This window comes from Pseudomonas sp. S3_A03, assembly GCF_054668275.1.
Map to the genome: position 1 here is coordinate 2,772,492 of NZ_CP162753.1, position 21,156 is coordinate 2,793,647.

Annotated in this window: 14 protein-coding genes and 4 pseudogenes; 17 read left to right on the plus strand and 1 reads right to left on the minus strand. The window is 62.3% G+C overall.

All coding sequences use genetic code 11. The annotated features are described in order from the left end of the window. Nucleotides 1-89 precede the first annotated feature (89 nt). From arcD to AB4O25_RS12695, 12 genes and pseudogenes are all read left to right on the plus strand, one after another. The gene (gene arcD, locus AB4O25_RS12640) at nt 90-1,517 is read left to right on the plus strand and encodes an arginine-ornithine antiporter (protein ID WP_460150901.1); all 1,428 of its coding nucleotides are present in this window, start codon (nt 90-92) and stop codon (nt 1,515-1,517) included. A 20-nt stretch (nt 1,518-1,537) separates the two neighbouring features. Beyond that, nucleotides 1,538-2,794: an arginine deiminase gene (gene arcA, locus AB4O25_RS12645; protein ID WP_017529187.1), complete on the plus strand. Its 1,257-nt coding sequence runs from the start codon at nt 1,538-1,540 to the stop codon at nt 2,792-2,794. 11 nt (nt 2,795-2,805) lie between these two features. Next, the gene (locus AB4O25_RS12650) at nt 2,806-3,816 is read left to right on the plus strand and encodes an ornithine carbamoyltransferase (protein WP_017529188.1); all 1,011 of its coding nucleotides are present in this window, start codon (nt 2,806-2,808) and stop codon (nt 3,814-3,816) included. Between the two features lie 96 nt (nt 3,817-3,912). Further along, nucleotides 3,913-4,842: a carbamate kinase gene (gene arcC / locus AB4O25_RS12655; protein ID WP_460150902.1), complete on the plus strand. Its 930-nt coding sequence runs from the start codon at nt 3,913-3,915 to the stop codon at nt 4,840-4,842. An 18-nt stretch (nt 4,843-4,860) separates the two neighbouring features. Next, the gene (locus AB4O25_RS12660) at nt 4,861-5,223 is read left to right on the plus strand and encodes a DUF5064 family protein (protein WP_017529190.1); all 363 of its coding nucleotides are present in this window, start codon (nt 4,861-4,863) and stop codon (nt 5,221-5,223) included. A gap of 148 nt (nt 5,224-5,371) precedes the next feature. Then, nucleotides 5,372-6,880 (plus strand): sigma-54-dependent transcriptional regulator, encoded by a 1,509-nt coding sequence (locus AB4O25_RS12665; protein ID WP_017529191.1) that lies wholly within the window; start codon nt 5,372-5,374, stop codon nt 6,878-6,880. Nucleotides 6,881-7,219: 339 nt separating this feature from the next. Further along, nucleotides 7,220-7,603 carry a glycine cleavage system protein GcvH gene (gene gcvH / locus AB4O25_RS12670; RefSeq protein ID WP_065876960.1) on the plus strand — a complete coding sequence of 128 codons (384 nt, stop codon included), beginning with the start codon at nt 7,220-7,222 and terminating at the stop codon, nt 7,601-7,603. Nucleotides 7,604-7,613: 10 nt separating this feature from the next. Further along, the gene (gcvP, locus tag AB4O25_RS12675) at nt 7,614-10,451 is read left to right on the plus strand and encodes an aminomethyl-transferring glycine dehydrogenase (protein ID WP_460150903.1); all 2,838 of its coding nucleotides are present in this window, start codon (nt 7,614-7,616) and stop codon (nt 10,449-10,451) included. A 96-nt stretch (nt 10,452-10,547) separates the two neighbouring features. Then, nucleotides 10,548-11,923, plus strand: a pseudogene (locus AB4O25_RS12680) (L-serine ammonia-lyase). Between the two features lie 39 nt (nt 11,924-11,962). After that, nucleotides 11,963-13,087 carry a glycine cleavage system aminomethyltransferase GcvT gene (gcvT, locus tag AB4O25_RS12685; RefSeq protein ID WP_065876961.1) on the plus strand — a complete coding sequence of 375 codons (1,125 nt, stop codon included), beginning with the start codon at nt 11,963-11,965 and terminating at the stop codon, nt 13,085-13,087. A 388-nt stretch (nt 13,088-13,475) separates the two neighbouring features. Continuing rightward, nucleotides 13,476-13,688, plus strand: a complete 213-nt coding sequence (locus AB4O25_RS12690) for a cold-shock protein (protein ID WP_003227496.1) — start codon at nt 13,476-13,478, stop codon at nt 13,686-13,688. A 94-nt stretch (nt 13,689-13,782) separates the two neighbouring features. Next, nucleotides 13,783-14,271: an RDD family protein gene (locus AB4O25_RS12695; protein ID WP_460150904.1), complete on the plus strand. Its 489-nt coding sequence runs from the start codon at nt 13,783-13,785 to the stop codon at nt 14,269-14,271. A 76-nt stretch (nt 14,272-14,347) separates the two neighbouring features. On the opposite strand, the gene nadA is transcribed toward AB4O25_RS12695, so the two are convergent. Further along, nucleotides 14,348-15,406 carry a quinolinate synthase NadA gene (gene nadA, locus AB4O25_RS12700; RefSeq protein WP_017529197.1) on the minus strand — a complete coding sequence of 353 codons (1,059 nt, stop codon included), beginning with the start codon at nt 15,404-15,406 and terminating at the stop codon, nt 14,348-14,350. A 322-nt stretch (nt 15,407-15,728) separates the two neighbouring features. On the opposite strand from nadA, the pseudogene AB4O25_RS12705 reads away from it, so the two are divergent. The 5 genes and pseudogenes from AB4O25_RS12705 to AB4O25_RS12725 all read left to right on the plus strand — a co-directional run. Further along, nucleotides 15,729-16,283 (plus strand): annotated as a pseudogene (locus tag AB4O25_RS12705) (acyl carrier protein); the annotation flags it as partial. A gap of 25 nt (nt 16,284-16,308) precedes the next feature. Then, nucleotides 16,309-17,582: pseudogene (locus tag AB4O25_RS12710) on the plus strand (beta-ketoacyl-[acyl-carrier-protein] synthase family protein). Between the two features lies 1 nt (nt 17,583). Then, nucleotides 17,584-18,651, plus strand: a complete 1,068-nt coding sequence (locus AB4O25_RS12715; RefSeq protein WP_065876963.1) for a beta-ketoacyl-[acyl-carrier-protein] synthase family protein — start codon at nt 17,584-17,586, stop codon at nt 18,649-18,651. Next, nucleotides 18,648-19,945 (plus strand): annotated as a pseudogene (locus AB4O25_RS12720) (beta-ketoacyl-[acyl-carrier-protein] synthase family protein). The gene AB4O25_RS12715 and the pseudogene AB4O25_RS12720 overlap by 4 nt, the downstream one beginning before the upstream one ends. Further along, nucleotides 19,942-21,153: a beta-ketoacyl synthase N-terminal-like domain-containing protein gene (locus AB4O25_RS12725; RefSeq protein ID WP_460150905.1), complete on the plus strand. Its 1,212-nt coding sequence runs from the start codon at nt 19,942-19,944 to the stop codon at nt 21,151-21,153. The pseudogene AB4O25_RS12720 and the gene AB4O25_RS12725 overlap by 4 nt, the downstream one beginning before the upstream one ends. The last annotated feature ends 3 nt before the right edge of the window (nt 21,154-21,156 follow it).

The following is a 21,156-nucleotide window of genomic DNA, read 5'->3' on the forward strand; positions in this document are numbered from 1 at the left end:
AATGTGCCAATGAAGTGATCTGAGTCAGCTGTTTGATTAGCACACGGAATTATTCTGTGGTCTCTCTTCTCCTGCATTGGAGTTATGCGATGTCTGAATCTCCCGGAAAACTTCGCTTAGGCGCATTGGTTGCACTTGTCGTCGGCTCGACGATTGGCGGCGGTATTTTCTCGCTGCCGCAAAACATGGCGGCCAGCGCCGATGTCGGCGCCGTGCTAATCGGTTGGGTGATCACCGCCGTGGGCATGCTGACCCTCGCATTCGTATTCCAGACCCTGGCCAACCGCAAGCCCGACCTCGATGGCGGCGTGTACGCCTACGCCAAGGCCGGGTTTGGTGACTACATGGGTTTCTCATCGGCCTGGGGCTACTGGATCAGTGCCTGGCTGGGTAACGTCGGTTACTTCGTGTTGCTGTTCAGCACCCTCGGTTACTTTTTCCCGATCTTCGGCGAAGGCAACACCCCGGCTGCCGTGATCGGCGCTTCGGTGTTGCTGTGGGCCGTGCATTTTCTGGTGCTGCGCGGGATCAAGGAAGCGGCGTTCATCAACCTGGTGACCACCGTGGCCAAGGTTGTGCCGCTGGTGCTGTTCGTGTTGATCGCAGTGTTCGCGTTCAAGCTGGACATCTTCACCGCAGATATCTGGGGCGTGAAAAACCCGGACCTGGGCAGCGTGATGAACCAGGTGCGCAACATGATGCTGGTGACTGTGTGGGTGTTCATCGGTATCGAAGGGGCGAGCATCTTTTCGGCCCGCGCCGAAAAACGCAGCGACGTGGGCAAGGCCACCGTGATCGGCTTTATCACCGTGCTGCTGTTCCTGATGCTGGTGAACGTGCTGTCGCTGGGCATCATGACCCAACCTGAACTGGCCAAATTGCAGAACCCGTCGATGGCTGCCGTGCTGGAGCATGTGGTGGGCCACTGGGGCGCGGTGTTGATCAGCGTCGGCTTGATCATTTCGTTGCTGGGTGCGCTGCTGTCGTGGGTGCTGCTGTGTGCGGAGATCATGTTCGCCGCAGCCAAGGACCACACCATGCCGGAGTTCCTGCGCAAGGAAAACGCCAACCATGTGCCGGCCAACGCCCTGTGGCTGACCAACGCCATGGTGCAGGTGTTCCTGGTGATCACGCTGTTTTCCGCCAGCACTTACCTGTCGCTGATCTACCTCGCCACCTCGATGATCCTGGTGCCCTACCTGTGGTCGGCGGCCTATGCCCTGCTGCTGGCGGTACGCGGCGAAACCTACGAAAACGCCCTCAAGGAGCGCCGCAAAGACCTGTTCATCGGCGCCATCGCGCTGATCTACGCGGTGTGGCTGCTCTACGCCGGCGGCACCAAATACCTGCTGCTCTCCGCCCTGCTGTATGCGCCCGGCGCGATCCTGTTCGCCAAGGCCAAGCATGAACTGGGCAAACCGATTTTCACCCCTGTCGAGAAGCTGATTTTCGCCGCAGTGGTCATTGGCGCCCTGGTGGCGGCCTATGGGCTCTACGACGGCTTCCTGACTCTGTAATTCTGACTGGAGGATCTGTAATGACCACGGAAAAAGTGAAGTACGGCGTACATTCCGAAGCCGGCAAACTGCGCAAAGTCATGGTGTGTTCCCCAGGCTTGGCCCACCAGCGGCTGACCCCCAACAATTGCGATGAATTGCTGTTCGATGACGTGTTGTGGGTGGCCCAGGCCAAGCGCGATCATTTCGACTTTGTGACCAAGATGCGCGAGCGGGACATTGATGTGCTGGAAATGCACAACCTGCTGACCGACATCGTCGCAATCCCCGAGGCGCTGGACTGGATACTGCAACGCAAGATCACCGCCAATACGGTGGGCCTGGGCCTGGTCGATGAAGTCGGCTCGTGGCTGCGCAGCCTGGAGCCGCGCAAGATCGCCGAGTTCCTGATCGGCGGCGTGTCGGCCGATGACCTGCCGAGCAGCTTCGGTGGCAAAACCATCGAGATGTTCCGCGATTTCCTCGGCCACGCCAGTTTCATTCTGCCGCCGCTGCCCAACACCCAGTTCACCCGCGACACCACCTGCTGGATCTATGGCGGCGTGACGCTCAACCCGATGTACTGGCCGGCGCGACGCCAGGAAACCCTGCTGGCCAGCGCCATCTATAAATTCCACCCCGAGTTCACCAACGCCGACTTCCAGATCTGGTACGGCGACCCCGACCAGGAACACGGTGCCGCCACGCTGGAAGGCGGTGACGTGATGCCGATTGGCAACGGCGTGGTGTTGATCGGCATGGGTGAGCGCTCGTCCCACCAAGCCATCGGCCAATTGGCGCGCAACCTGTTCAAGAACAAAGCCGTGGAACGCGTGATCGTTGCCGGCCTGCCCAAATCCCGCGCGGCGATGCACCTGGACACCGTGTTCAGCTTCTGCGACCGCGACCTGGTGACCGTCTTCCCGGAAGTGGTCAACCAGATCGTCCCGTTCACCCTGCGCCCTGACGACAGCAAGCCGCACGGCATCGACATCCAGCGCGAGAAAACCAACTTCCTCGACACCGTGGCCGCAGCCCTCAACCTCAAGGCCCTGCGTGTGGTCGAGACCGGCGGCAACAGCTTCGCCGCCGAGCGCGAGCAGTGGGACGACGGCAACAACGTGGTGGCCGTGGAACCGGGCGTGGTGATCGGCTACGACCGCAACACCTACACCAACACCCTATTGCGCAAGGCGGGCGTGGAAGTCATCACCATCAGCGCCGGTGAACTCGGCCGCGGCCGTGGCGGCGGCCACTGCATGACCTGCCCGATCGTCCGCGACCCTATCGACTATTAAGGAGATCCATCATGGCTTTCAACATGCGCAACCGCAGCCTGCTGTCGCTGATGCACCACACCACCCGCGAGCTGAACTACCTGCTGGACCTGTCCCGCGACCTCAAGCGCGCCAAATACACCGGCACCGAGCGTCCGCACCTGCAAGGCAAGAACATCGCGTTGATCTTCGAAAAAACCTCGACGCGCACCCGTTGCGCCTTCGAAGTAGCGGCCCATGACCAAGGTGCGCACGTCACCTACATCGACCCGGTATCGTCGCAGATCGGCCACAAAGAGAGCATGAAAGACACTGCCCGTGTGCTCGGGCGCATGTTCGACGCCATTGAATACCGTGGTTTCGAACAGGAAATCGTCGAAGAGCTGGCCAAGTTCGCCGGCGTGCCGGTGTTCAACGGCCTTACCGCCGAATTCCACCCCACCCAAATGATCGCCGACACCCTGACCATGCGCGAACACAGCGACAAGCCGCTGCATGACATCAGCTACGCCTACCTGGGCGACGCCCGCTACAACATGGGCAACTCGCTGCTGATGATCGGCGCCAAGCTCGGCATGGACGTGCGCATCGGCGCGCCGAAAGCCCTGTGGCCACACGAAGATTTCATCAAGCAATGCCAGGCGTTCGCCGAAGAGAGCGGCGCACGCATCACCATCACCGAAGACCCTGCCGAGGCGGTGAAGGGCGTGGACTTCATCCACACCGACATCTGGGTATCCATGGGTGAGCCCGTGGAAGCGTGGGACGAGCGCATCGAGCAACTGCTGCCGTACCAGGTCAACGCCAAGATGATGAAAGCCTCGGGCAACCCCCGGGTGAAATTCATGCACTGCCTGCCGGCGTTCCATAACAGCGAAACCAAGGTCGGCAAAGACATCGCCGCACGCTATCCGAACCTGGCCAATGGCGTGGAAGTGACCGAAGAAGTGTTCGAGTCGCCGGCCAACATCGCCTTTGAGCAGGCGGAAAACCGCATGCATACCATCAAGGCGATCCTGGTGTCGGCACTGGCGGATATCTAACTTTTACTGCAGGAACGCAATCAATGTCGGAGGGGGCTTGCGCCCTCCCACATTTTTCCTGTGTTCACAACGATAAATCTTAGAAGGACATTCCTTATGCGCATCGTCGTAGCCCTGGGCGGCAACGCCCTGCTCCGCCGTGGTGAACCCATGACGGCGGACAACCAACGCGCCAATATCCGCGTCGCTACCCAACAGATCGCCAGGATCCACCCCGGCAACGAACTGGTGATCGCCCACGGCAATGGCTCCCAGGTCGGCCTGCTGTCGTTGCAGGCGGCGGCCTATACCAGCGTTTCGCCCTACCCACTGGACGTATTGGGCGCCGAAACCGAAGGCATGATCGGCTACATCATCGAACAGGAACTGGGCAACCTGCTGGACGTTGAAGTGCCCTTCGCCACCGTGCTCACCCAAGTGGAAGTCGACGCCAACGACCCCGCCTTCCAGAACCCCACCAAGCCGATCGGCCCGGTATACACCAAGGCCGAAGCGGAAAAACTCGCCGCCGAAAAAGGCTGGGCCATCGCCCCGGATGGCGACAAATACCGGCGCGTGGTCGCCAGCCCGCGCCCGAAACGCATCTTCGAAATCCGCCCGATCAAATGGCTGCTGGAGAAAAAAGCCATCGTGATCTGCGCCGGCGGCGGCGGCATCCCGACGATGTATGGCGAAGACGGCAAACTCCAAGGCATTGAAGCCGTGATCGACAAGGACCTGTGCTCGTCCTTGCTGGCCGCGCAACTGGACGCCGATTTGCTGGTGATCGCCACCGACGTCAGCGCCGCATTTATCGACTTCGGCAAGCCAACCCAAAAGGCCATCGCCCAGGCCCACCCCGACGCCATGGAAGACCTCGGTTTCGCCGCCGGCTCCATGGGCCCCAAGGTGCAAGCCGCCTGCGAGTTCGCCCGCCAGACTGGCAAAACCGCGGTGATCGGTTCACTCTCGGACATCGAAGCCATCGTCCAGGGCAGCGCCGGTACCCGCATCAGCACGGCAACACCTGGCATCACCTATCTGTGAAGTAGAGGAGATTCGCCTATGGCCACCTTTGAACCCGGTCACCTGCATATCGAGCGACATGCGCTGAACAAGGACGACGTCAGCTACGACCTGTGCCTGGACTACGAAGTCGTCACGGATAAAAGCGAGGGCAAAGGCATGCAATTCACCCTGCATGGCAGCGTCCAGGGCAAGGACATGAAGGAAACGTTCTTTCTGCCCAAGGATCAGGCCTACAACTTCGCCAGCAACGTGACCCGGATTGTCGAGAAATACGGTATCCCCAAAACCCACAGCAGCGTGGGATCGGACCACAAGCACTACGATCTGATGTTTGAAGATGTGCGGCATCAGTTGGACATGAAATCCGGGGACCCGGTCAAGCCCGAACACCTGGCGTGATGCGTTTGCACTGACACAACAGTGTTCAAATGTGGGAGGGAGCAAGCCCCCTCCCACATTTTGATCTCCATTATTTGTCAGATTTCACCTGTGCCTCGCGTCAAGGCATACTTGCCGCCTCTCGCTCCCCAGAATCGTCAGCCACTGCATGCGTATCCACGTCAGCTTCATCGACCGCGTCGGCATTACCCAGGAAGTCCTGGCCTTGCTCGGTGGGCGCAATCTCAACCTGGATGCGGTGGAAATGGTGCCGCCCAACGTCTACATCGACGCCCCGACCCTCAGCGCCGAGGTGCTGGAAGAACTGCGCGATGCCCTGTTCAGCGTGCACGGCGTACAAGCGGTGACGGTGGTGGACATCCTTCCCGGCCAACGCCGCCACCTGCAACTCGACGCCCTGCTGGCCGCCATGACCGACCCGGTGCTGGCCCTGGACAGCGCGGGCAAGATTCTGTTGGCCAACCCGGCGTTGATCGCCCTGTACGGGCGCGAACCGGCCGGCGAAAGTATCGCCGAGCTGTTCAACGACCCCGCGCTGCTGGAGACCTTGCTGGAAAACGGCTTTCGTTTGCCGCTGCGCGAGATCAGCGTCAACGGCCAGACCTTGCTGCTGGACGCCACGCCGATCACCGACGCCGGCGCCCTGCTGACCCTGTACCAACCCAACCGTATCGGCGAACAACTGTCGGCGTTGCACCATGACCATGCCGAAGGCTTTGATGCGCTGCTCGGCGAGTCCCCGGTCATTCGCACCCTCAAGGCGCGTGCGCAGCGGGTGGCGGCCCTGGATGCACCGTTGTTGATCCAGGGCGAGACCGGTACCGGCAAAGAGTTGGTGGCGCGTGCCTGCCATGCCATCAGCACGCGGCACAGTGCGCCGTTTCTGGCATTGAACTGCGCGGCGCTGCCGGAGAACCTCGCCGAGAGCGAGCTGTTCGGCTACGCACCGGGCGCCTTCACCGGCGCCCAGCGCGGCGGTAAGCCAGGGCTGATGGAACTGGCCAACCAGGGCACGGTGTTCCTCGATGAGATCGGCGAGATGTCGCCGTACCTGCAGGCCAAGCTGCTGCGGTTTCTCAATGACGGCAGCTTTCGCCGGGTGGGCGGCGACCGTGAAGTGAAAGTCAATGTGCGCATTCTCAGCGCCACTCACCGCGACCTGGAAAAAATGGTCAGCGAAGGCACCTTCCGCGAAGACCTGTTTTATCGCCTCAACGTCCTCAACGTCGAAGTACCGCCCCTGCGCGCACGCGGCCAGGACATCTTGCTGCTGGCCCGCTACTTCATGCAGCAGGCCTGTGCGCAGATCCAGCGCCCCGTCTGCCGCCTGGCACCCGGCACTTACCCGGCGCTGCTGGGCAACCGCTGGCCGGGCAATGTGCGCCAGTTGCAGAACGTGATCTTCCGCGCCGCCGCCATTTGCGAAAGCAGCCTGGTGGACATCGGCGACCTGGACATCGCCGGCACCTCGGTTGCGCGCCAGAACGACGGCGAAATCGACAGCCTGGAACAGGCCATGGAAGACTTCGAGCGCGACCTGCTGGAAAAGCTCTACACCAGCTACCCCTCGACCCGCCAGCTGGCCAGCCGGTTACAGACCTCGCACACCGCCATTGCCCATCGATTGCGCAAGTACGGCATACCCGGCAAGCCCTGATTCCAAAGGGAATGGGCTCTAAACCTGAAATACAAGCCCCCTCCCACATTGACCGCATTTTTGGTCCAGGAACGACATCCCGTGTACTGAAAGCGCTACAGCGTAACGATATCGCTACAACCCTGCTTTTTGCGCGCCATGCAAGGCTTTGATCCACATAGGCTTTTTTCCAAGGCCCAGCTGTAGCGAAATCGCTACAGCGCAGCCGTATAACCTCATAACCATTTTTATTAACTTCTTGAATTATAAGGAATTAATAACATTGGCCGCGATTTTGCTTAGCAACTCCTCATTATTCCAATCCCGCCCACCAGACGATTCTGGCCCTGAGGAGTTTCCATGAGCGAGTTGCGTTTCACTGAAGATCACGAATGGCTGCGCGCCGAAGCTGACGGCAGCGTTACCGTAGGCATTACCGCTTTTGCGCAGAACGCGCTGGGCGATGTGGTTTTCGTGCAACTGCCTGAGCTGCAGGTCTACGGCAAGGGCGCTGAAGCGTCCACCGTGGAGTCGGTCAAAGCCGCCAGCGGTGTATACATGCCGCTGGACGGCGAAGTACTGGAAGTGAACGACAAACTCGACGCCAGCCCGGAGCGGGTCAACGAAGACCCGATGGGCGAAGGCTGGTTCTTCCGTTTTAAACCGGCCGATGCCAGTGCAGTGGCTAAGCTGTTGGATCAGGATGCGTACGACCGCCTGATCAAAGCCAACGCTGAAGCCTGAGGAGCGCGCCATGGGTATTAATTTGAGCACCGCCAACGAATTCATCGCCCGCCACATCGGCCCGCGCCAGGCAGACGAGCAGCAGATGCTCGCAAGCCTGGGCTTTGATTCCCTCGAAGCCTTGAGCGCCAGCGTGATCCCGGAAAGCATCAAGGGCACCAGTGTGCTCGGCCTCGAAGACGGCCTGAGCGAAGCCCAGGCGCTGGCCAAGATCAAGGCTATCGCCAGCCAGAACCAACTGTTCAAGACCTACATCGGGCAGGGCTACTACAACTGCCACACACCGTCGCCGATCCTGCGCAACCTACTGGAAAACCCGGCCTGGTACACCGCCTACACCCCCTACCAGCCGGAGATTTCCCAAGGCCGCCTGGAAGCGCTGCTGAACTTCCAGACCCTGATCAGCGACCTCACCGGCCTGCCGATCGCCAACGCATCCTTGCTCGATGAAGCCACCGCCGCCGCCGAGGCCATGACCTTCTGCAAGCGCCTGAGCAAGAACAAAAGCAGCAACGCGTTCTTCGCCTCCGTACACAGCCACCCGCAAACCCTCGATGTGCTGCGCACGCGTGCCGAGCCGCTGGGCATCGATGTAGTGGTGGGCGATGAGCGCGAGTTGAGCGACGTGAGCGCCTTTTTCGGCGCCCTGCTGCAATACCCGGCGAGCAACGGTGACGTGTTCGACTACCGCGAGCTGACCGAACGCTTCCACGCCGCCAACGCCCTGGTGGCCGTGGCCGCCGACCTGCTGGCCCTGACCCTGCTGACCCCACCGGGTGAGTTCGGCGCCGACGTGGCCATCGGCAGCGCGCAACGCTTCGGCGTGCCGCTGGGCTTTGGTGGCCCGCACGCGGCGTATTTCTCCACCAAGGATGCGTTCAAGCGCGACATGCCGGGCCGCCTGGTCGGTGTGTCCGTCGACCGTTTCGGCAAGCCGGCCCTGCGCCTGGCCATGCAGACCCGCGAGCAACATATCCGCCGCGAGAAAGCCACCAGCAACATCTGCACCGCCCAAGTGCTGCTCGCCAATATCGCCAGCATGTACGCCGTGTATCACGGGCCTGAAGGCTTGACCCAGATCGCCCAGCGTATTCATCAGCTGACGGCAATCCTGGCGAAGGGCTTGACCGCCCTGGGCCTGAAGGTCGAACAAGCACACTTCTTCGACACCCTCACCCTCAACACCGGCGCCCACACCGCGGCCCTGCACGACAAGGCCCGCGCCCAGCGCATCAACCTGCGTGTGGTGGATGCCGAGCGTGTCGGCCTGTCGGTGGACGAAACCACCACCCAGGCCGATATCGAAACCCTGTGGGCGATCTTCGCCGACGGCAAGGCCCTGCCGGTTTTCGCCCACACTGAAAGCACCTTGCCGGCCGCGCTGCTGCGCCAGTCGCCGATCCTCAGCCACCCGGTGTTCAACCGCTACCACTCGGAAACCGAGCTGATGCGCTACCTGCGCAAGCTGGCGGACAAAGACCTGGCGCTGGACCGCACCATGATCCCGCTGGGCTCCTGCACCATGAAGCTCAACGCCGCCAGCGAAATGATCCCGGTGACCTGGGCCGAATTCGGTGCCCTGCACCCGTTCGCCCCCGCCGAGCAAAGCGCCGGTTACCAGCAACTGACCTCCGAGCTGGAAGCCATGCTCTGCGCGGCCACCGGTTACGACGCGATCTCCCTGCAGCCGAACGCCGGTTCCCAGGGTGAATACGCCGGCCTGCTGGCCATTCGTGCCTATCACCACAGCCGTGGCGAAGAACGTCGCGACATCTGCCTGATCCCATCGTCGGCCCACGGCACCAACCCGGCCACCGCCAACATGGCCGGCATGCGTGTGGTGGTGACCGCATGCGACGCGCGTGGCAACGTCGACATCGAAGACCTGCGCGCCAAGGCCATCGAGCATCGCGAACACCTCGCCGCGCTGATGATCACCTATCCGTCCACCCACGGCGTGTTCGAGGAAGGCATCCGCGAGATCTGCGCGATCATCCACGACCACGGCGGCCAGGTGTACATCGATGGCGCCAACATGAACGCGATGGTCGGCCTCTGCGCACCGGGCAAGTTCGGCGGCGATGTATCCCACCTCAACCTGCACAAGACCTTCTGCATTCCCCACGGCGGTGGCGGCCCGGGCGTTGGCCCGATCGGCGTCAAGTCGCATCTGGCGCCGTTCCTGCCAGGCCATGCGGCCATGCAACGCAAGGAGGGCGCGGTGTGCGCCGCACCGTTCGGCAGCGCGAGCATTTTGCCGATCACCTGGATGTACATCAGCATGATGGGCGGCGCGGGCCTCAAGCGCGCTTCGCAGTTGGCGATCCTGAATGCCAACTACATTTCCCGTCGCCTCGAAGAGCACTACCCGGTGCTTTACACCGGCAGCAACGGCCTGGTGGCGCATGAATGCATCCTCGACCTGCGCCCGCTCAAGGACAGCAGCGGCATCAGCGTGGATGACGTGGCCAAGCGCCTGATCGACTTCGGCTTCCACGCACCGACCATGTCGTTCCCGGTGGCGGGCACGCTGATGATCGAGCCGACCGAAAGTGAGTCCAAGGAAGAACTGGACCGCTTCTGCGACGCAATGGTCGCCATTCGCGAAGAGATCCGCGCGGTGGAAAACGGCACCCTGGACAAGGACGACAACCCACTCAAGAACGCGCCGCATACCGCCGCCGAACTGGTAGGCGAATGGAGCCACCCGTACAGCCGTGAGCAAGCGGTGTACCCGGTTGCGTCGCTGGTCGAAGGCAAGTACTGGCCGCCGGTGGGCCAGGTCGACAACGTGTTCGGCGATCGCAACCTCGTCTGCGCATGCCCATCGATCGAGAGCTACGCCTAACTCAAGGGTCAACTCGATCAAATGTGGGAGGGGGCTTGCCCCCTCCCACACTGACCGAGTACGATCTCAAAAATAATAAGAAACCGGAGAACAACCATGTCGTTAAGCGTGTTCGACCTGTTCAAGATTGGCATCGGCCCCTCCAGTTCCCACACCGTCGGCCCTATGCGCGCCGCCGCTCGTTTTGTCGAGGGCCTCAAGCGCGACAACCTGTTGAGCGCCACCACCGGCATCAAGGTGGAACTCTACGGGTCGCTGGGCGCCACCGGCAAAGGCCACGGCAGCGACAAGGCCGTGCTGCTCGGCCTGGAAGGCGAACACCCGGACACCGTAAACACTGAAACCGTCGCCGCGCGCCTCCTGGCGATGCGCAGCAGCGGCCGCTTGAACCTGCTCGGCGAACACAGCATTGCGTTCAACGAGAAAGAACACCTGGCGATGATCCGCAAACCCCTCGCCTACCACCCCAACGGCATGATTTTCCGTGCCTTCGATGGCGCGGGTATCCAGGTCCGCAGCCGCGAGTACTACTCGGTCGGCGGTGGGTTTGTGGTCGACGAAGACGCCGCCGGCGCCGACCGGATTGTCGAGGACGCCACGCCCCTGACCTTCCCGTTCAAGCACGCCAAAGACTTGCTCGGCCATTGCACCACTTACGGGCTGTCCATCAGCCAGGTGATGCTGACCAACGAAAGTGCGTGGCGCCCGGAAGCGCAAACCCGTAGCGGCCTGTTGAACATCTGGCAAGTGATGCAGGACTGCGTAGATGCGGGCTGCCGCAATGAAGGGATCTTGCCGGGGGGCTTGAAGGTCAAGCGGCGCGCGGCGGCCTGCATCGCCAGTTATGCAAGAACCCGGAGTCGGCGCTGCGCGATCCATTATCGGTGCTCGACTGGGTCAACCTGTACGCCCTGGCCGTCAACGAAGAAAACGCCAACGGCGGCCGCGTGGTCACGGCGCCTACCAACGGTGCGGCGGGAATCATCCCGGCGGTACTGCATTACTACATGCGCTTTATCCCAGGTGCGAACGAAGACGGCGTGGTGCGTTTCCTGCTCACCGCCGCCGCCATCGGTATTTTGTACAAGGAAAACGCCTCGATCTCGGGTGCCGAAGTCGGCTGCCAGGGCGAAGTCGGCGTGGCCTGTTCCATGGCCGCGGGCGCCTTGTGCGAGGTGTTGGGCGGCAGCGTGTCCCAAGTGGAAAACGCCGCCGAAATCGGCATGGAACACAACCTGGGCCTGACCTGCGACCCGATAGGCGGGCTGGTGCAGGTGCCCTGCATCGAGCGCAACGCGATGGGTTCGGTCAAGGCGATCAATGCAGTGCGCATGGCCTTGCGCGGGGATGGGCAGCACTTCGTATCCCTCGACAAGGTCATCCGCACCATGCGCCAGACCGGCGCCGATATGAAAAGCAAATACAAGGAAACCGCCCGTGGCGGTTTGGCGGTCAACATTATCGAGTGCTGACGCCTCAAGGCGCGCCGGCACGTTTTTCAGGAGCTGAACATGTCCACCGAAACCCTGTTGAAAACCCCCTTGCACGCTCTGCACCTCGAGTTGGGCGCACGCATGGTGCCCTTCGCCGGCTACGACATGCCGGTGCAGTACCCGCTGGGCGTGATGAAGGAACACCAACACACCCGTGAGCAGGCCGGGTTGTTCGACGTGTCCCACATGGGCCAGATCCGCCTGACCGGCGCCAACGCCGCCAAAGCCTTGGAAACCCTGGTGCCTGTCGACATTCTCGACCTGCCGGTGGGCATGCAGCGCTACGCCATGTTCACCAACGAACAAGGCGGCATCCTCGATGACCTGATGGTCGCCAACCTGGGTAACGATGAGCTGTTCCTGGTGGTCAACGCCGCCTGCAAGGATCAGGACCTGGCACACCTGCGCAAGCACATTGGCGACCAATGCACCATCGAGCCGCTGTTCGAAGAGCGCGCGCTGCTGGCCCTGCAAGGCCCGTTGGCGGTGAAGGTGCTGGCGCGCCTGGCGCCGGAGGTCAGCAAGATGACGTTCATGCAGTTCGCCGCGTTGCGTCTGCTGGGCGTGGACTGCTACGTGAGCCGCTCGGGTTACACCGGCGAAGACGGTTTTGAGATCTCCGTGCCTGCCGCCAGCGCCGAAAGCCTGGCCCGCAGCCTGCTGGCCGAGACCGAAGTACAGGCCATCGGCCTGGGCGCCCGCGACTCGCTGCGCCTTGAAGCTGGCCTGTGCCTGTACGGCCACGACATGAACACCGACACCACGCCGATCGAAGCCAGCCTGTTGTGGGCGATTTCCAAGGCGCGCCGTGCCGACGGTGCGCGTGCCGGCGGTTTCCCTGGCGCCGACCGGATCTTCACCCAGCAGCAAGCCGGCGTCGGCCGCAAGCGCGTGGGCCTGCTGCCGCAAGAGCGCACGCCCGTGCGGGAGGGCGCGGAAATCGTCGACGAACATGGCACGGTGATCGGCAGCGTGTGCAGCGGCGGCTTTGGTCCGAGCCTGGGCGGCCCGCTTGCCATGGGCTACCTGGACAGCGCATTCACCGCCTTGGATACCGAAGTCGCTGCGTTGGTGCGTGGGAAAAAGGTGCCTCTTCGTGTAAGTAAAATGCCATTCGTGCCGCAACGTTACTTCCGTGGCTGACTGTTCCTATAAGTAACGCGGTTGCGTTAACGTGCACTAATCTGTAACGCAACCGCCATAAAACAGTGCAGTAGCGATAGTCATTGTTATAGGGTTTTCCCTATAACAAGTGACTAACTCTATCGAATAAGTCCGTTCCATATTATTCAACCCAATCTCATGAAACCGAGCAAAACCTGGGGTTTGGCGGGGCTTGTTTTTTTCATATTAGTTGGCGTAGAGTTTGCCCACTGTGTTTGCATGGGTCGCTTGGAACCTGGACCTGGGCAGTAGCTGAAGTAGTTGCGCTACAACCCGTTCGACGTCTCTTACTTTCCTGCAACCCAGCCCAGTACTCTTTCATGTGAAAGGGGCTGTCATTAATTTTAGTGTCAAAGGAAAGAAGACAATGTCTACACGTCAGAGCGGTACCGTTAAATGGTTCAACGACGAGAAAGGGTTTGGTTTTATCACGCCAGAAAGCGGTCCGGATCTGTTCGTGCATTTCCGCGCTATCCAGGGCAACGGTTTCAAGAGCCTGAAAGAAGGCCAGAAAGTGACCTTCGTTGCCGTGCAAGGCCAAAAAGGCATGCAGGCTGACGAAGTACAAGCAGAAGCCTGATCTCTACCTGCGACAAAAAGCCCCTGATATGACATCAGGGGCTTTTTTATGGGCGCGATTCCGTAAACTGCGTGTTTTCTCCAGAAGCCCTGCCATGTCCAAACCCCTGCTGAGCCCCCAAGGCGAATTTCCCGCCGTTGGCCTGGGCCGTCGCCTGGCAGCGATGTTCTATGATTTGCTGCTGTGCACCGCACTGCTGATCGTCACCGCGTTTATCTACAAGCTGGTATGGATCGCGTTCGTCGGCGAAGCCGGGATGCGCACCCTCACCGAGTCCGGCGCCTTGGACGGCGATCCGCTGCTGTCGACGATTCTGTTGTTCGTGCTGTTTGGCTTCTTCGCCAAGTTCTGGACCCACTCGGGTCAGACCTTGGGCATGCAGGTGTGGGGGGTACGCGTGCAGAACGCCGACGGCTCACGCATCAGCCTGTGGCAGGCACTGTTGCGCTTTGTGGTGTCGATTGCGTCGTGGCTGTGCGTGGGGTTGGGGTTTATCTGGTCGCTGTTTGATAAGCACAAACGCAGCTGGCATGACATCTATTCGGACACGCAACTGGTGCGCGTCCCAAAGCAAAAGAAGTAACCCCCTGCCCAATGGAAATCAACCGGTGGGAGGGGCTTGCACCCCTGCCCACCGGTTTGACCGAGCCCGTCTCGGCTCAGGCGTTGCCGGCCAGCTTCAGACGTGCGGCCTGGGTAAAGTCCAGCATGCGCTTGAGCGGCCGCACGGCATGCGGGATCACCGACGGTTCGACGAAGATCTCATTGCTGCCCTCACGCAGGCACTGCAACGTGCGCTCCAGCGTGTTCATCGCCATCCACGGGCAATGCGCGCAACTGCGGCACGCAGCACCGTTGCCCGCCGTAGGCGCTTCCACGAAAACCTTGTCCGGGCAGAGCTGCTGCATCTTGTAGAAGATGCCGCGGTCGGTCGCCACGATGAAGGTCTTGTTCGGTAAGCGTTGCGCCGCAGCGATCAACTGGCTGGTGGAGCCCACCGCATCGGCGAGCTCGATCACCGAGGTCGGGGATTCGGGATGCACCAGAATGGCCGCATCCGGGTACAGCGCCTTCATGTCTTCCAACTGCTTGGACTTGAACTCTTCGTGCACGATGCACGCACCGTCCCACAGCAACATGTCGGCACCGGTCTGGCGCTGGATATAAGTGCCCAGGTGTTTGTCCGGGCCCCAGATGATGGTCTCGCCGTTGTCCATCAGGCTTTCGACGATTTCCAGCGCGCAGCTGGAGGTCACCACCCAGTCGGCCCGGGCTTTGACCGCAGCCGAGGTGTTGGCGTAGACCACCACGGTGCGCTCGGGATGCTGGTCGCAGAATGCCGAAAACTCATCCACCGGGCAGCCCAGGTCCAGCGAGCACGTGGCTTCCAGAGTGGGCATGAGGATGCGTTTGTCGGGTGTGAGGATCTTGGCGGTCTCACCCATGAAACGCACGCCGGCGACCAGTACGGTCTTGGCCGGGTGGGCGGCGCCGAAGCGGGCCATTTCCAGGGAGTCGGAGACACAGCCGCCGGTTTCTTCGGCCAGGGCCTGAATCACCGGGTCGCAATAGAAGTGGGCCACCAGCACCGCGTCCTGAGCCTTGAGCTCGGCGGCGATGGCGGCGCGCAGGCTCGCCTCTTCGTCGGCGCTGAGGGCCTTGGGCTGCTTGGCGTCGAGATGGGCTTGAACCAGTAGGCGTTCGGAAATGTGCGTCATATTCGCAAGACCTGCAGGCGCAGTTGCGCGAAAGTCGAGTTTACCACCGGCTCTGGAGCCCTTCGGGCGCCGCCGGACGAAGTGATCGTGTTCATCAAGCACGGGTAAAGGTGAAGCTGCGCAAGGCTACAGAATATCGAATGGATTCAAAAGCCTAATCTGGCCATGACACCTGCGCCTGCTCAGCAAAAAAAATAATGGCACATTGACTCTCCCCCTCGCAGGAGGGTTTACGCTCCCCGCCTTCAAAAACACCTCAAGCAAATCCCGTCAGGGTCACTGCTCACACCCCTCTCATTTACGCGTTATAGGGACATAACCTTTGAACAATCCATTGGACTTGGACAGCGTCATTACCACCACCCGCGAAATCCTCGCACAGCTACTGGTGATGGATGCCGCCGATGTAAATGAGCACAGCAGCATCGTGGAAGACCTGAGTGCCGACTCGCTGGATATCGTCGACCTGAGTTTTCAGCTCGGCCGCCACTACGGCTGCACGCTGCCCAAGACCAGCGTACTCGACCATGCGGTCGCGGTGTTTGGCGATGTCAGCGGGCTGGTCGAGAAAGGCCGCATCACGCAGGCCGGCGTGGAGCTTCTGGAACACAGCCTGAGCGCGTTTACCCCCGGACAGTTGCGCAGCGGCATGCAGCCGGCGGATGTGTTCGCGGCCACGACCGTGCGCAACTGGGCCGAGCAGTGCTACCGCATGTTCAACTACTTGCCCGCGACCTGCCCCGAGTGTGCCGCCGACCAGGCCCGTCTCAATGAGCGTAGCCAAGTCGTGTGTTGCGGTTGCAGTGCGCGCTTGACGCCGATGGAGGGCGATGAAATTTCTCGCCACCTGGTGGAGCAATTTGCCGCGTCGCGTTTGCCGCAAGCGGTCTGGGAGTTTGCTCATGGGGCCGCGAGAGGTTTTAGTCACGGGCTACGGGCTGGTAGCCCCCACGGCACTGGATGCTGCAACGCTGTTTGCACACATCCGTGGCAAGCGTTCGTGTATCCGTCAACATCCGGTGTTTGCCGAACTGGGCTTCGCGGTGAGCGCCGCCGGTTATATCGACCACGCGCAGTGGCAGGCCATGGCCGCGCAGGTGGCGGTGGATGCAACAACGCTACCGCGCCAGAGCCTGCTCGCCGAGTTCGTCGCCCGGCAGGCGCTGCAGCAGGCAGGCCTGGTTGCCGCCGATTTTTCCCGCGTGGCCAGCGGCGTGTTCCTCGGCGCCAACAAGCATTGCGTGAGCCGTGACCTGCAAGAAGCCAGTCGCCATATGGACGCCACCGGCAGCGTCGACCTGGATCGCTACCTGGACAACCACACCCTGGTGGGTGGCCCATTCGCTCGGCGGATCGACCAGCAGACGGTCCACATCGCCCGCCTGCTCGGCATTCGCGACCATATCAGCACCCACTCCGACGCCTGCGCGGCCGGAACCATGGCGATCGGCAGCGCGTTTCGCGCCATCGCGCGCGGCGACATCGACGTGGCCATCTGCGGCGCCGTCGAGTTGATGGCCCACGAATTGTCCTACTACAGCTTCGACGGCCTGGGTGCGATTTGCCAGCGTGCCGACCTCGCACCCGAGCAACAGAGTCGCCCGTTCATGAATGACCGCTGCGGGTTCGTCCTCGGCGAAGGCGCGGCGATGCTCGTGCTCGAGTCCAGGGAACATGCCGAACGACGCAAGGCCCGCGCCCTCGGCCGGGTCTTGGGCTACGCCAATATTGCGAAGCACAGAAGATCACCTCCAGCAGCCGCGATGGCAGCCACTACGCCCACTGCATGAACGCCGCCCTTGCCAGTGCCGGCCTGAGCCGCGACGCCGTGGACCACGTCAATACCCATGGCACCTCGACCCAGGCGAACGATCGCAGTGAAGCACTGGCCATCGAGCGTGTGTTCGGCGCGGCCGCAAGCACGATGACGTTTACCGCCAACAAATCGGCGATTGGCCACTCGCTGGCGGCCAGCGGCGCCATCGAGGCGGTGTTGTCATTGATGACCCTGCAGCAAGGCGTGGCGTTGCCCACCCTTAACTATGACCCGGCAAATGCCGAGTTCCCTGAGTTGAACTTCCTGACCGAAGCACAGCAACAGCCCATCAAGGTGGTGCTGTCCAATTCGTTCGGTTTTGGTGGCGTCAACAGTTCGCTGGTGTTGGGAAACGCATGAGATGAACAGCCTTCAAGCAAAACCCGTCTACCTGGTCGCCGCATCCGTGTTCAACAGCGCCGGTAGTGAGTGCGCCGACTTACATGGCTCGGCGCCGGTCGCCCACGTGTTGGATTTCCCCCCAGGCCCGTTGGCCTATCCAGTGACCGTACCGCGTTTGCCGACCACGGTGTTCGACCGCAAGATTCAACGCAATGTCGAACCGCAGGGCGCCAGGCTGCTGTATTGCGCCGGTCGTATGGCCGGCCCGCTGAATAACTTGCACCTCGCCGGCGAGCGGGTTGCGCTGATGGCCGCCATTCCGGAAGTGGATGGCCCCAGCTCCTGTTGGGAGGCCGTGCAGGCCATCGCCGAACAACCGGATGCGCTGCTCGCGCAACTGTTTGCGCATACCCCGCCGCTGCATGCGCTGATGATGCTCAACAGCAGCGTCATGGCCTACGTGGCCGAAGCCCTGCATTGCCACGGCCCCATGGGCGGTTTCTGCTCACAGAGCAATGCCGGGATCGATGCGCTGATCGAAGCGGTTGAACAGATCGCCGGTGATCGTGCCGATGCGGGTGTCGTGGTCAGCAGTAGCCCGAACCTCTCGCCTGCGCTGTATCTGCGCGACAGCACACAAAGCCCGCCTCAGGCAGACGCGAGCCTTTACGGCGAAGGCGCGGCAGCGCTGTTGCTGACCTCGCGCCCACCGGCAAACGGCACACATGCATTGCGCATTGCCGGGTTCGCCCGTGGCTACAGCGCCTCGCCCGAACGGTCGAGCGCCGTGGCGCAGCGAGTCGTCCAGCAAACATTAGCCAGGGAAAAACTCGGCATGCGCGACGTCGCACGGATTGTCGCCGCGCCAGGTACGCCGTTCCTGCCTCTTCTGTTCGCAGACACCCAGGCGATTTTCCACAGCAGCCGGCATATGACTGGCGACTTGGGGGCCAGCGCCTTGCTGACCGAAATCGCCCTGGCGCTTCACGATCACGCCGATGGCTACACCCTGCTGCTCGATCACAGCCGCGCAGGCCATTGGGGCGCCGTATTACTGGCCAACGAAACCACGGAGAAACAGGCATGAGCCCACCAAGGATTGTGATAACCGGCATGGGTGCCGTGACCGGCTTCGGTTTCGAATGGCAATCGATGTGGGCGCAGATGCTGCGCGGGGAGCACTGCATCCGCCCCTGGCAACCCGAAGGCGTGGCGGACGGGACGTTCCCGGTACGCTATGCGGCCGCCGTGGACAGCCGCCTGCTGCCCGACTACCTGCAAGGCCATCGCGCCTGGCAAATGCCCCTGGAAAAACGCAGCCGATTGGGTTGGGTGGCGGCCAGCCAAGCCATTACCGACAGTGGCCTGACCCGCGAGCAACTGCGCGATGCCGCGGTACTGTGTGCGTCCGGCGCCCCGGCCCACAGCATCCAAGACATGCTGCTCACCGTCTCCAGCGAGCGGGATGCGCCACCGGCGTGGCGCCATTTGATGGCCAGGGTCGACCAGGTCGATGCGGACCACTCGCTGCGCCAGAGCAACGACCGCCTGGCGCGGGTGATTGCCGATGACATCGGTTGCGAAGGCCCGGTGGTCAATATCAGCAGCGCCTGCGCGGGGGCCTCCCAGGCCATCGGCAATGCCTTCCAGATGATCCGCCGGGGTGAAGTCGAGGTCGCTATCGCCGGCGGCGCCGATTCGGTGCTGAGCCTGGACACCATGACCGCGCTGTACCTGTTGGGTGCCGCGAGCAGCGAACAACGCTGGGGCACCGGGCTTTGCCGGCCATTTGATCGCCACCGTAGCGGCCTGGTGGCCGGCGAAGGCGGCGGCTTTGTAGTGCTCGAAACCCTGGAGCGCGCCCTCGCCCGTGGCGCCGTGCCCTATGCCGAAGTGCTGGGTTTTGGCAGCAGCCTGGACGGCTACAAAGTCACTGCGCCCGACCCGCAGGGCCGGGGCGCCGCCCTCGCGATGCAGACCGCCCTGGACGACGCCGGCATCCGCCCGCAACAGGTGGACCTGATCAATGCCCACGGCACCTCCACCCCGCTCAACGATGCGGCCGAAACCCTCGCCATCAAGTCAGTGTTCGCCCAAGGCGAGCACTATCGACGGCTGGCGGTCAGCGCCAACAAATCCCAGTTCGGCCACTTGATCGCAGCCGCCGGCGCGCCGAGTTGATCGTCACAGCACTGGCCTGCAAGCACGACCGGATTACCCCGACCCTCAACCTGCACGATGCCGCCGACGACTGCGACCTGGATTACTGCGCCCATCAAACGGTGAACCGCCGCGTCGATGTGGCACTGAGCAACTCATTCGGTTTTGGCGGGCTCAATACCTGCCTGGTGCTGGGTAAATACCAGGAGCACGCACAATGAGCGGCGTACCCATCGCGATCGCCGGCAGCGGCTGCGTACTGGCCAGCGGTTGGGGCGTGGATGCGTTCTGGTCGGCGGCCTGCGAGTCGCGCAGCGGGATCAAGCCGCTGCGCTCGTTGCAGTTTCACAGTGAACGGGTCACAGCCTTCGGCCAGGTCCACTATGACGACCACCAACGCAGCCGTCAGGACCTTGCCCAAAACCTGCAACGTTACTGCACGCCCGCCGTCATCTGGGGCGTCAGCGCGGTACGCCAGGCATTGGCCGAGGCCAATCTGAACCCGGGCACCGACGACCTGACCTACGGTCTTTATTGCTGCCAGGGCGGGTATACCCATCCGTCGCTGGCGTCCTACGGCGAGTTGCTCCACGAATGTCGTCAAGCCGAAGGCGCCGACATGCGCCACCTGGCCCGACGCATCTTGCAGGAGCGGGCGCAGGACCCGTTCCTGGTGCTCAAAGGCCTGAGCAACATTCTGTTGGGCGTGACCAGCCTGGCGCTCAAGCTTGAATGCGAATGCAACGCCTACATGCAGGGCGTCAGCGGCAACCTCGCGGCATTGCGTGAGGCCTGCGCCGCCTTGCAGAGCGGGCGCATCGACGTGGCCATCATCGTCGGCGCGGGCAGCGAACTCGATGCATTGGCACTCAGCGCTCTGGTGCAGGCCGGCACGATCATCGCCGACGGCGCCCACACCCTGCTGCCTTTCGATGCGCAAGGCACTGGCGGTATCGCCGGCGAAGGCGCGGCGGCCTTGGTGTTGCGCCGGCGCGTAGAGCTTGGCGATGAAGCCCAGGTATGCCTGCAAACAATGACCGCCGATGTGGCGGTCGAAGCGTTGAACCTGCCTGACCGGCAAGCCGATTTGCTGGTGTGCGGCGCTACCGGCCAGCCCGACAAAGACCGGCGGTTGAGCCACACCCTGGCCCGAACCGGCGCCGCCCACATTACCAGCGGCGTGGCGGTAACCGGCCTGCTCAGCGCGGCCCCCAGCCTGGCGGACCTGATCCTCGCCCGCTGCGCCCTGCGCGCCCAGTGCGTGCCGCCGATTGCCGGGTTGCGCCAACCGGTGGCCGCGGACCTGCCCTTTGCGATGGGGGCCGCCCATTCGACAAAACTCGTCGACTGCCTGGTCCTCAACCAGGACGACAACGGTTTCAGTGCTTGTTACCACTTGACCTACAGCGAGCGGGCCGACAACGCCTGACGT

Coding starts and splice junctions, on each gene's coding strand:
- arcD (WP_460150901.1), top strand. CDS start 90: ATGTCTGAATCTCCCGGAAAACTTCGCTTAGGCGCATTGGTTGCACTT.
- arcA (WP_017529187.1), top strand. CDS start 1,538: ATGACCACGGAAAAAGTGAAGTACGGCGTACATTCCGAAGCCGGCAAA.
- AB4O25_RS12650 (WP_017529188.1), top strand. CDS start 2,806: ATGGCTTTCAACATGCGCAACCGCAGCCTGCTGTCGCTGATGCACCAC.
- arcC (WP_460150902.1), top strand. CDS start 3,913: ATGCGCATCGTCGTAGCCCTGGGCGGCAACGCCCTGCTCCGCCGTGGT.
- AB4O25_RS12660 (WP_017529190.1), top strand. CDS start 4,861: ATGGCCACCTTTGAACCCGGTCACCTGCATATCGAGCGACATGCGCTG.
- AB4O25_RS12665 (WP_017529191.1), top strand. CDS start 5,372: ATGCGTATCCACGTCAGCTTCATCGACCGCGTCGGCATTACCCAGGAA.
- gcvH (WP_065876960.1), top strand. CDS start 7,220: ATGAGCGAGTTGCGTTTCACTGAAGATCACGAATGGCTGCGCGCCGAA.
- gcvP (WP_460150903.1), top strand. CDS start 7,614: ATGGGTATTAATTTGAGCACCGCCAACGAATTCATCGCCCGCCACATC.
- gcvT (WP_065876961.1), top strand. CDS start 11,963: ATGTCCACCGAAACCCTGTTGAAAACCCCCTTGCACGCTCTGCACCTC.
- AB4O25_RS12690 (WP_003227496.1), top strand. CDS start 13,476: ATGTCTACACGTCAGAGCGGTACCGTTAAATGGTTCAACGACGAGAAA.
- AB4O25_RS12695 (WP_460150904.1), top strand. CDS start 13,783: ATGTCCAAACCCCTGCTGAGCCCCCAAGGCGAATTTCCCGCCGTTGGC.
- nadA (WP_017529197.1), bottom strand. CDS start 15,406: ATGACGCACATTTCCGAACGCCTACTGGTTCAAGCCCATCTCGACGCC.
- AB4O25_RS12715 (WP_065876963.1), top strand. CDS start 17,584: ATGAACAGCCTTCAAGCAAAACCCGTCTACCTGGTCGCCGCATCCGTG.
- AB4O25_RS12725 (WP_460150905.1), top strand. CDS start 19,942: ATGAGCGGCGTACCCATCGCGATCGCCGGCAGCGGCTGCGTACTGGCC.